This window comes from Mycobacterium sp. MAC_080597_8934, from assembly GCF_000523975.1.
Taxonomy (GTDB): Bacteria; Actinomycetota; Actinomycetes; order Mycobacteriales; family Mycobacteriaceae; genus Mycobacterium; species Mycobacterium avium.
Genome location: NZ_JAOS01000045.1, coordinates 1 through 10716, shown reverse-complemented (window position 1 = coordinate 10716; position 10716 = coordinate 1). Strand labels below are relative to the sequence as shown.

Here is a 10716-nt window from a genome sequence, read left to right as displayed (position 1 = left end):
GGATCACTCGAGACTAACAGGGCAGCGAATAGATCGGCGGGGCAACGGTCTTGGAGGACTATGCGGGGGCGATGGTTGAGTTCGTGTTCGACGGCCAACAACTGCTCCGGCGGGTGGCTGATGAGGGTGACGCCCTTCGGGAAGTAGTCGCGCAGCAGTCCGTTGGTGTTCTCGTTCGTGCCGCGTTGCCAGGGTGATCTGGAGTCGCAGAAGTAGACGGGCGCGCCGAGCTTGTCGGTGGTGGCAAGGTGGCGCGCCATCTCGGTGCCCTGGTCCCAGGTGATCGACCGCATCAGCGTGTGGCAGATCCTTCATGCGGGCCACCAAGGCCGCGTGCAGGGAGTCGGCGTCACTGCGAGGCAGATGCACCAACCGCAGCATCCGGTCTGGCGTTCGACCAGAGTGCCGATCGCCGAGAGGTGGTTATTACCGATGATGTAGGGGTCGGACCGGGGCGCGGTGCCGGGATTGCTCCTGGCCCGTTTCCCCGGCCCGCCCTCCGCACCGGACGTGCGACTCTCGTCGCATCCGGCGCTCCACGGACTGCCACCGTTATGCGGGGACCGAGGTCGCCGCTGTGCTGGTCCACGGTGTGGGGATGTTGCTCGCCCGCCACCGATACCGAGTGATCGGAACGGTGGTGGTATCGAACATGACGATCCCATTCTCTTGCGGACGATTGCCTGGCCTTCCGGTCAGGAACCGCCGGTAGAGCTCCGCCCACGTGATCCGCTTGTGCCGTTTGAGCAGCCACTGGGTGACCCGATGCCAGGCAAAGGAATCGAGGTATCCGAAGGTTGCCTTCGACACACCGTGACGGAAATACGCACACCATCCTCGGAGCACCGGGTTGAGGCGTCCGAGGAGATCAGCAAGGCCATGATGACGTGCCTTCTTGGTCAGCGCCCGCACCTTCGTCATGATCGAAAGCAGCGCCTTCTTCGACGGGTAGGTGTAGACAGCTGCCTTGTTCGTGCCCTTCTTGCGGCGCCGCTGGATGCGGAATCCGAGAAAGTCGAACCCTCGTCGAGGTGGCATACCTGGGTCTTCTCCACGGATAGCCGTAGCCCCAGTGGGGCAATGACATCCGCGACTTCGTCCCATAATGCGTCCGCGTGCGCTTTGGTTCCGGCCACCATGATCACGAAATCGTCGGCATAGCGGACGATCCGATAGGTGGCCCCGCCACGTTTGCGATGGGCATCTCGCCGCTGAGATGTCCGATGGGCATCCCATTTCACACGGAAATGTGCGTCCAACACCGTCAGAGCGATGTTGGCCAGCAGCGGTGAGAGTATGCCACCCTGGGGTGTGCCGGTATCAGATTCCCTGACCGTTCCGTCGCCAGACATGATGCCCGCCTTCAGGAATGCCTTGATCAGGGCCAGGACCCGCTTGTCGACGATCCGCGTGCGTACTCGTTCCATGATGGCGGAGTGAGCCAGTTCGTCGAAACACGCCGCGATGTCAGCCTCGAAGACCCAGTGATAGTTCCGGGTCCCCAAAGCATGTATCTCGGCGATCGCGTCCTGAGCGCGACGTCGGGGACGGAAACCGTAACTGACCGGCTCGAAATCCGCCTCGAAGATCGGCTCCAACACCAACAGCAACGACGCTTGAACCGTGCGGTCCATCGCCGTGGGAATACCGAGCCGCCTGAGTTTGCTGCTCCCTGGTTTGGGAATGAGTATCTCCCGCACCGGAAGTGGAGCAAATGTCCGTGCCTTCAGTTCGGTTCGAACGTGGCTCAGGAACGCCACCGTCTCGGCATCTCCGGTTATGGACGCAGGAGTCAGCCGGTCGACACCGGCTGAGCGTGCGCCCTTGTTGCCCCGCACCCGTTCCCACGCGACGGTGAGAAAGTCCGGGTGGTGGACGAGGTTGAACACATCATCAAAGCGGCGGTCGGAATCTTCGACCGCCCAGTGGTGCAGCTTGCGTTGCATCTGTCGTACCTGCCATGCCGCCTGATCGGGATCGGGCCATGACAGCTCACCGGTATTCACCAGTGCCTCCGTTCGTGTCGTGTTCGCTGCATCAATTCCGCTGGGGCCCTTCGCCATGCACGAGGCTTTCCCCCGCTCGGACTACTACGGCCCCTCCGCCCCACCGCGTGGCCATCGACAGACGACGCGTCAACCCGGATTCGGCGCCCTCGGCTGAGGACGACGACACGGGAGCCTCGCGATGGTTCCCACGTTCACTGCTGACCGCTCGAGGAGGGAGGTGCCCAGCTATGCCCCTGCGATATCGCCACGGCTACGCCGCAGGCATTCACCGTGGCCTCCAGCGGCAGCGACCTAAACCGCAGCCGGAGTTCCCAACACCGAGACGCCAGTGGTGTTGGTGCGCATCGCAGACCAGCCCGAATCCACCGGGTTAGAGCTGGCGGGAGACTTGAGAGGCGTTAAAACACTGGTTCCTCGCGTACACCTTCTCCTCATGCTTGCCGGACCCAGGCCATCCGGTAGTGCCGGCCTGTCCCGTCGTTGTCGGGGCTGCTTACCACCCTCGCCGGCGTCTCCCGGTCCAGGCTGCCCCCAGCTTCGTTACGCTGCTGCGACAGCACAACGGCGCAGGTCTCTCACCTCCGCTCGGTCACACAGCGCCTCGTGGCGCACAAGGTCGCCTTCCCAGTGGCCGGCTTCAGACCGGTCGACAGCCGAGAAGGACCGGTCGTGGATGGTGAGCATCGGCTGCTGGAACCGCGGCCGCCGGCAACTCTGGCGGTGATGCGCTCGGCGGTGATCTCGACCGGTGCGCAGCGGTGAGCGTCGGTGCGGCGCTAATCGCGAGGGCCGCATGAAACGTGAATTCGGTTGATAGACAGCTTGATAGATGCTTTCGTGGCATAACCACATCGATGAATCATCGGGGAAGCGGTGGCGGAGGTGACGGCTGATCTGTTGGGGGCTCCAACGCTGAAGAAGCAGCTCGGCGACCGCGTTACCGAGCTGGTCGTTGGTGTCGACCCGACGGCGGTGGTGACGTGCTCGTCGCGCGGTGGCTCGCCGGTGGGCATCGAAGGGCTGATATCCGCGGCCGGCTGGTGCGTTGCGCCGTAGCTCCCTCGAAATCGTCGACGGCGCTCGACCGAGTCGGGTGGCGATCGTCCGCACCCTCAGCCCTGAGTGATGCAGATCGGCGATCTCGATGCGCTCGTCCTGGGACAGGTATCGCGTGCTGATCTGGCGGACCGCTAGTCGATCTAGCGGCGGGACGAACCCGACCGCGACGCCGTTGCGGTAGGTCTTGTAACCGCGTGTCCAGTTCGTCGCAGCGGACCGGGACACACCGACTTCGCGGGCCGCGGCCCGCACGCTCCACCCGCGAGCCCGCAACTCCATGAACCGCTGACGCTTGGCCGACTGCGGACGACGTCCCGGCCCCTTCTTCACCCGACGCGACGATGCCAACACAACCTCCAGAATCTAGAGAAGTGTTGCGACCGCACCTAGAAACCACCGCGTCGACACGGGGTCAGTTTTCAGACGACGCCGACAACTGTGGCGTTTGCCCTGGGCTCGTTTCCGGTCGTAGAAGGCACGCGATGCTGGACTGGTGCGGAGACTGTTGTGGGCAGCCATGTAGCAGGCTCGGAGTAAGCGCCGGTCATACCTGCGTGGACGTTTCAGGTTGCCCGTGACGCGCCCGGAATCGTGTGGCACTGGTGAAAGACCAGCGATGCCCGCAAGCCTATCCACGGTCTCGTAGTTAGCTAGATCGCCGTTAATCGCGGCCACGAATTCCGCCTCCTAGCAACGGGCCGAATCCGGGCATCGCTGATTTGACTCATGGTGCCGCCCACCCGGATCCAGTCATCGTCATTCATGCGCCCCGAACGCATATCCGCAAGTTTGACCCTCGCTTCGGCCGCCAGCAGCCGCATCACAATTTCGGACTTACTCATTTCCAACGAGAAGATGACACTGGCCATCCGATGTCTGAGCGAACACGATCGCATGAAATCCAGTGCTAGAACGGACTTTTCCAACGCCCGGACGAGCCGCAACGGTAACCATGGTTCCTGGCTGAAGCCCGCAGGTGATCTCATCGAGATCAGCGAATCCGGTCGGCACGCCCCGCGCCAGACCGCCATTGGTAGCGATCGTGTCCAACTCGTCGAGTGTCGGAGTCAGCAAGTCCTCTAACGCGACAGTGTCCTCGCTAGGTCGTGTCCCTGCCGCGGTGTAAAAGAATCCGGACGTAGGTTCCCTCGAAGACCGGCCAGTCTGATGGAAGGAGCCTACGTCCGTGTCGAAGAGGGTATCGCCTGTGCAGCGGTTGCAGGCAGAAATTGATGGTGTGTTCGCCGGCGGCGAGGACCTGGCGGGCGCGATCGAGGAAGTAGCCCGGCTTGGTGCCCGGTTGCTGCTGCAGACCGCCATCGAGGCCGAAGTGGCCGCGTTTTTGGGCCGGGACCGCTACCAGCGGACCGCGAGCTGTGCGGACGCCCGCGCCGGGATGCGCAACGGATACTGCCCGACCACGGTGAAGACCACCGCGGGACCGGTGACGCTGGCACGGCCGAAGATGCGCGGCACCACCGAGCGGTTCGCCTCCCAGCTGTTCGGCAAGGGAGTAACCAAGACCAACGCATTGGAGGCATTGGTGATCGCCGGGTTCGTGCGCGGGTTGTCGGTCCGCGACGTGGAGGCCACCCTGGTCGAAGCGCTCGGCGAGGCCGCCGCGGTGTCGAAGTCGACGGTGTCGCGCATCTGCGAGGACATCAACGGCTCAGTTCGAGCAGTGGAGCGCTCGCCGCCTCGACGACGTCGAGCTCGATTACCTGTTCCTGGACGGGTCGCACTTTAAATACCACGCAGGCGCCTCAGCCGAGCCGGTACTGGCCGCGTGGGGTATCGACACCGACGGCAAACCGGTGTTCGTCGGGCTTGAGGCGGCCTCCTCGGAATCCGGTGCGGCCTGGGAAGGGTTCTTGCGCGGGCTCGGCGAACGCGGCCTGGCGTGCCCACTGCTGGTGATCAGCGACGGCGCACCCGGGCTGATCGGCGCGGTCGAGACCACCATGGGCGCGGCGTTGCGGCAGCGGTGTCTTATTCATCGCGCCAGAAACATCCTGGCCAAGGTGCCCAAGAATGCCCAAGCTGACGTCAAAGCCGATTATTGGGCGGTCTTCGACCTACCAGCCGATGTCGAACCCGGCATCGCCGCGGTCAAACTCGCCCAAAACAGGACCGACGCGTTCGCCAAGCGCTGGCGCGACTCCTACCCGGCCGCAGTGCGGGCCCTGCTCGATGACCGCGACTCGCTGACCGTCTACCTGCGGTTTCCCCGTGAGCATTGGCCCAGGGCCCGACACTCCAACTTCATCGAACGCACCTTCGGCGAAACACGGCGCAGAGTCAAGGTGATCGGCCGCCTGCCCGGCGAGTACTCCTGCCTCACACTGGTGTGGGCCGTACTCGACCGCGCCAGCGCCGGATGGCGCGGGTTCACCATGACCCCGGCCGGGCTGCGGCTGCTGGCCGACCTACGCAGATCGCTGCACGACCCACCGACCGAACTGCCGCAAAGGAATCCGCAAAATCACACCGAAACTGGCCTGGTGCCAACCGAGCCTGTCAGCGCTACCGCATAGACTCATGAACGCAAGCGAACGATCGATCTGCGCGACGAGTTGGGCAACCCGGTCGATCCCGGTTCTCACTGCTAATTTCCTTTCGTCGTTTGTCTCATTCGGTCCAGATTCGGGCCGAATGCTGCGTTGTTGTTGGTGTTCATGGTCGGGCGGGTGGTGCGATTAGGTGTTCTGGACCGGATGCGACAAGCTGCTGTCGGCGTTTCATGGCGCCGTAGTGAACAAGGTCTCCTCCGGCAGCGGCAGTTGGATGGCCAGGCCTTTGCGTTGGCCACGGTTGACGTGGACGGCGTTGAGCTCTCCGCGGCGGATTCGATCCAGGACGGTCTGTTTGGCCACGCCGAGTCGGCGGGCAGCCTGCTCGAGCCCAACCCATCCGTCGGGTGTGTCTGGGGTGATATTGGCGCGTAGCTCGGGGTCGATGCGGATCCGCCACGGGTCGCCAGGGCGATGTTGCTCGCCGTGGATGAAGCCGCTTGCCAGCCACCGGTAGAGAGTGGCGCGGGAGGTGCCCCAGCAGCGTCTCGGCTTCGGCGATACTGACCATGCGTACATCGTCGCCGACGGGTACGACAGGCTCGGTCGGCCCGGCGATACCGTGTTTGCGGCGCAGGCTGCCAACCCGGTCGCGGGTGAACGCCAGCCCGGTCGCAGTCATCACGCCCTGCCGTGCGAGCAGACGCGCGATCGTCGCGTCGTCGTAGTGGGCTGCCAGCCGCCGAATGCGCTCCAGCGTGTCGGCCTCGGTACGGATCGCGCTATCGACGGCGCGCTGAAACAACTCACCAAGCTGCGGTCAATCCACGAGCGACCGGCGAGCGTCCAAACCCGCCGACAGGCGGGCCACTGGGAGGGTGACCTCGTGCGCCACGAGGCGCTGTGTGACCGAGCGGAGGTGAGAGACCTGCGCCGTTGTGCTGTCGCAGCAGCGTAACGAAGCTGGGGGCAGCCTGGACCGGGAGACGCCGGCGAGGGTGGTAAGCAGCCCCGACAACGACGGGACAGGCCGGCACTACCGGATGGCCTGGGTCCGGCAAGCATGAGGAGAAGGTGTACGCGAGGAACCAGTGTTTTAACGCCTCTCAAGTCTCCCGCCAGCTCTAACCCGGTGGATTCGGGCTGGTCTGCGATGCGCACCAACACCACTGGCGTCTCGGTGTTGGGAACTCCGGCTGCGGTTTAGGTCGCTGCCGCTGGAGGCCACGGTGAATGCCTGCGGCGTAGCCGTGGCGATATCGCAGGGGCATAGCTGGGCACCTCCCTCCTCGAGCGGTCAGCAGTGAACGTGGGAACCATCGCGAGGCTCCCGTGTCGTCGTCCTCAGCCGAGGGTGTCAATGGCCATCTGGAAGTCCCCGTTTTTGGCCAGGTGAAGTCCCCACTCCGTTGCGGGTGATTGGTTAACTCTTGGTGGCTCCCTTCTTGTGGTCGGCGTGGCGCATCCGGTAGGACTCGCCGGAGGTGATGACGATGGTGGCGTGGTGCAGCAGCCGGTCGAGGATGCTGGCGGCGGTGGTGTGCTCGGGCAGGAATCGTCCCCATTGTTCGAAGGGCCAGTGCGAGGCGATGGCCAGGGAGCGGCGTTCGTAGCCCGCCGCCACCAAACGGAACAGCAGCTGGGTGCCGGTGTCGTCGAGCGGGGCGAAGCCGATCTCATCGACCAGCAGGAGGTCGGCCCTCAGTAGCGAGTCGATGATCTTGCCGACAGTGTTGTCGGCTATGCCCCGGTAGAGCACCTCGATGAGGTCTGCGGCGGTGAAATAGCGGACCTTGAAGCCGGCGTGCACGGCGGCGTGCCCGCAGCCGATGAGCAAGTGACTTTTGCCTGTACCCGGCGGACCGATAACCGCCAGATTCTGTTGCGCCCGAATCCATTCCAGACTCGACAGATAGTCGAACGTCGCCTGGGTGATCGACGAGCCTTTGACGTCGAAACCGTCGAGAGACTTGATGACCGGGAACGCCGCGGCCTTGAGGCGGTTGGCGGTGTTGGAGGCATCGCGGGCGGCGATCTCGGCCTCGACCAACGTCCGCAGAATCTCCTCCGGGGTCCAGCGTTGGGTCTTGGCCACCTGCAGCACCTCGGCGGCATTGCGGCGCACGGTAGCCAACTTCAACCGACGCAACGCGGCATCGAGGTCAGCAGGCAACGGCGCCACCGAGGCTGGTGGCACCGGTTCGACAGCGGTCATGACGCGGTGCCATCAGTGGACGTGCCGCCGATCTTGTAAGCATCCAAGGACCGGGTCTCGGCGGTGGGCAGATCGAGGACCAGAGCGTCCCCAGCCGGGCGGGGTTGTGGGGCGCCGGCGCCGGCATCGAGGATGGAGCGCACGTCGGCAGCGCGGAACCGCCGAAACGCCACCGCCCGACGCAGGGCGTCGACCAACGCCTGCTCACCGTGAGCAGCTCCGAGCCCCAGCAGGATGTCGATCTCAGATTTCAGCCGGGTATTACCGATGGCGGCAGCACCAACCAAGAACTGCTCAGCTTCCACGCCGAGGGCGCAGAACTGTTTCTCTGCTTGGGTTTTCGGTCGCGGTCCGCGCGACGGTGCCGGTCTGGGCCCGTCGTAATGCTCATCGAGGATCGACACCTCACCCGGGCCAACCAACTCGTGCTCAGCCACGATCACCCCGGTCGCGGGTTCCAGAATGAGCAAGGCACCGTGATCAACCACGACCGCCACCGTGGCCCCGACGAGCCGTTGGGGCACCGAGTAGCGGGCCGAGCCATAGCGGATACACGACAGGCTGTCGACCTTGCGACGCACCGAGCCAGCACCGATCTCCAGCCGCAACGACGGCAACGCCTTCAACACGGTGCGCTCCTCAGCGAGCCGCTCATCAGGGACCGCGCAGATCTCGGAATGCACCGCAGCGTTGACCTCGGCGCACCACACCGCGGCGTGGGCGTTGAGGGCTCGCAGATCGACCGATTCGCCGGCGATGGCGGCTTCGGTCAGCAGCGGCACCGCCAGGTCGTCCTGGGCATAGCCGCACAGGTTCTCCACGATGCCCTTCGATTGCGGATCCGCGCCGTGACAGAAATCCGGGACGAACCCGTAGTGAGAGGCGAAACGCACGTAATCCGGAGTCGGCACAACAACATTGGCGACCACACCACCCTTGAGGCAGCCCATCCGATCGGCCAGGATCTTGGCCGGCACCCCGCCGATGGCCTCGAGGGCCTCGGCGATCATCGCCAACGTGGTGGAGGCCTTCTGGTCGGCGGCAAACCGCACGAACCGCCACCGTGAATAGGCCAGGACCGCGCAGAACACCAACAACCCCGGTGCGGCTTGAGCCCAGTCCATCACCAGATAGTCACCCGGTGACCACACCGCCGGACGCCGCTGATGCCGGTTCTGTCTGCGCCACAACACTTTCTGCTCCGCCACCAGCCGACGGAAGTTCCGTGCTGAGCCGCCATATCCGGCCGCGCGGGCCACCAGCAACAGCCGCTTCGCCGAGATCCTGCCGTTCGACTTGTCCACTCGCGCGGCGACCAGATCGGTGAAGGCGTCGAGATTGCGTGGCCGCCGCTCCCGCGGCGGCGGACCACCGCCCTCGGCCCGTTCGATGACCCGTTTGACCGTTTTGTGGGTAGTCCCGCACAGCTCGGCCGCGCCACGATACGTGCCGACCTGGTGATACGCCGAAATGATGTTCATACGCTCCCTTGCAGACTTCAATAGAGCTCCCTGGGCGGTGTGGTGGCAGTTGGCGCTATCACCGTCACCGCCCAGGCCCTCAGCTCCCGGAAAAGACACGACGAGCCCGCAAAGGAGTGGGGACTTCTACTTGGCCACCAGTGGGGACTTCCTACTGGCCACAGATGGGGACTTTCTCATGGCCATTCACAGAGGGCGCCGAATCCGGGTTGACGCGTCGTCTGTCGATGGCCACGCGGTGGGGCGGAGGGGCCGTAGTAGTCCGAGCGGGGGAAAGCCTCGTGCATGGCGAAGGGCCCCAGCGGAATTGATGCAGCGAACACGACACGAACGGAGGCACTGGTGAATACCGGTGAGCTGTCATGGCCCGATCCCGATCAGGCGGCATGGCAGGTACGACAGATGCAACGCAAGCTGCACCACTGGGCGGTCGAAGATTCCGACCGCCGCTTTGATGATGTGTTCAACCTCGTCCACCACCCGGACTTTCTCACCGTCGCGTGGGAACGGGTGCGGGGCAACAAGGGCGCACGCTCAGCCGGTGTCGACCGGCTGACTCCTGCGTCCATAACCGGAGATGCCGAGACGGTGGCGTTCCTGAGCCACGTTCGAACCGAACTGAAGGCACGGACATTTGCTCCACTTCCGGTGCGGGAGATACTCATTCCCAAACCAGGGAGCAGCAAACTCAGGCGGCTCGGTATTCCCACGGCGATGGACCGCACGGTTCAAGCGTCGTTGCTGTTGGTGTTGGAGCCGATCTTCGAGGCGGATTTCGAGCCGGTCAGTTACGGTTTCCGTCCCCGACGTCGCGCTCAGGACGCGATCGCCGAGATACATGCTTTGGGGACCCGGAACTATCACTGGGTCTTCGAGGCTGACATCGCGGCGTGTTTCGACGAACTGGCTCACTCCGCCATCATGGAACGAGTACGCACGCGGATCGTCGACAAGCGGGTCCTGGCCCTGATCAAGGCATTCCTGAAGGCGGGCATCATGTCTGGCGACGGAACGGTCAGGGAATCTGATACCGGCACACCCCAGGGTGGCATACTCTCACCGCTGCTGGCCAACATCGCTCTGACGGTGTTGGACGCACATTTCCGTGTGAAATGGGATGCCCATCGGACATCTCAGCGGCGAGATGCCCATCGCAAACGTGGCGGGGCCACCTATCGGATCGTCCGCTATGCCGACGATTTCGTGATCATGGTGGCCGGAACCAAAGCGCACGCGGACGCATTATGGGACGAAGTCGCGGATGTCATTGCCCCACTGGGGCTACGGCTATCCGTGGAGAAGACCCAGGTATGCCACCTCGACGAGGGGTTCGACTTTCTCGGATTCCGCATCCAGCGGCGCCGCAAGAAGGGCACGAACAAGGCAGCTGTCTACACCTACCCGTCGAAGAAGCGCTGCTTTCGATCATGACGAAGGTGCGG

At 64.2% G+C, this 10716-nt stretch carries 7 protein-coding genes and 5 pseudogenes; 4 read left to right on the top strand and 8 right to left on the bottom strand.

The features are described from left to right. The 6 genes and pseudogenes from NF20_RS20715 to NF20_RS28450 form a co-directional block, all read right to left on the bottom strand. Positions 1–293 (bottom strand): IS30 family transposase (locus tag NF20_RS20715; RefSeq protein ID WP_416332330.1); only part of this gene is annotated, 293 nt, incomplete at its 3' end. Between the two features lie 259 nt (positions 294–552). Next, positions 553–921 carry a group II intron maturase-specific domain-containing protein gene (locus tag NF20_RS28770; protein WP_308494560.1) on the bottom strand — a complete coding sequence of 123 codons (369 nt, stop codon included), beginning with the start codon at positions 919–921 and terminating at the stop codon, positions 553–555. Next, positions 918–2006: a reverse transcriptase domain-containing protein gene (locus NF20_RS27770; protein ID WP_322887920.1), complete on the bottom strand. Its 1089-nt coding sequence runs from the start codon at positions 2004–2006 to the stop codon at positions 918–920. Before NF20_RS27770 ends, NF20_RS28770 begins: the two co-directional genes overlap by 4 nt. A gap of 612 nt (positions 2007–2618) precedes the next feature. After that, positions 2619–3347 (bottom strand): annotated as a pseudogene (locus NF20_RS26735) (IS30 family transposase); the annotation flags it as partial. 141 nt (positions 3348–3488) lie between these two features. After that, positions 3489–3783, bottom strand: a pseudogene (locus tag NF20_RS26730) (transposase); the annotation flags it as partial. After that, positions 3776–4178, bottom strand: a pseudogene (locus NF20_RS28450) (DnaB-like helicase C-terminal domain-containing protein); the annotation flags it as partial. The pseudogenes NF20_RS28450 and NF20_RS26730, both read right to left, overlap by 8 nt. A 76-nt stretch (positions 4179–4254) precedes the next feature. Here NF20_RS28450 and NF20_RS28980 point away from each other — a divergent pair. The 3 genes and pseudogenes from NF20_RS28980 (at position 4255) to NF20_RS20680 (ending at position 6536) form a co-directional block, all read left to right on the top strand. Beyond that, a pseudogene (locus NF20_RS28980) lies at positions 4255–5602 on the top strand (IS256 family transposase). Between the two features lie 129 nt (positions 5603–5731). After that, positions 5732–6013: a hypothetical protein gene (locus NF20_RS20685; protein WP_136244823.1), complete on the top strand. Its 282-nt coding sequence runs from the start codon at positions 5732–5734 to the stop codon at positions 6011–6013. An 85-nt stretch (positions 6014–6098) separates the two neighbouring features. Beyond that, entirely contained in the window at positions 6099–6536 is a 438-nt protein-coding gene (locus tag NF20_RS20680) for a hypothetical protein (RefSeq protein ID WP_033711281.1), read from the top strand. A 465-nt stretch (positions 6537–7001) separates the two neighbouring features. Here NF20_RS20680 and istB read toward each other — a convergent pair whose 3' ends face one another. Together istB and istA are read right to left on the bottom strand one after the other, a co-directional pair. After that, the gene (gene istB, locus NF20_RS20675) at positions 7002–7793 is read right to left on the bottom strand and encodes an IS21-like element helper ATPase IstB (protein WP_033711273.1); all 792 of its coding nucleotides are present in this window, start codon (positions 7791–7793) and stop codon (positions 7002–7004) included. Beyond that, positions 7790–9295 (bottom strand): annotated as a pseudogene (gene istA, locus NF20_RS20670) (IS21 family transposase). Before istA ends, istB begins: the two are co-directional and overlap by 4 nt. A gap of 321 nt (positions 9296–9616) precedes the next feature. Between istA and ltrA the strand changes: the two are divergent. Beyond that, a complete protein-coding gene (ltrA, locus tag NF20_RS20665) occupies positions 9617–10705 on the top strand; it encodes a group II intron reverse transcriptase/maturase (protein ID WP_050594191.1) in 1089 nt (362 codons plus the stop codon). The last annotated feature ends 11 nt before the right edge of the window (positions 10706–10716 follow it).

Bases quoted from the DNA above. Each gene is read 5' to 3' on its own strand.
- istB (WP_033711273.1), bottom strand. From the start codon at position 7,793: ATGACCGCTGTCGAACCGGTGCCACCAGCCTCGGTGGCGCCGTTGCCT.
- NF20_RS28770 (WP_308494560.1), bottom strand. From the start codon at position 921: ATGACGAAGGTGCGGGCGCTGACCAAGAAGGCACGTCATCATGGCCTT.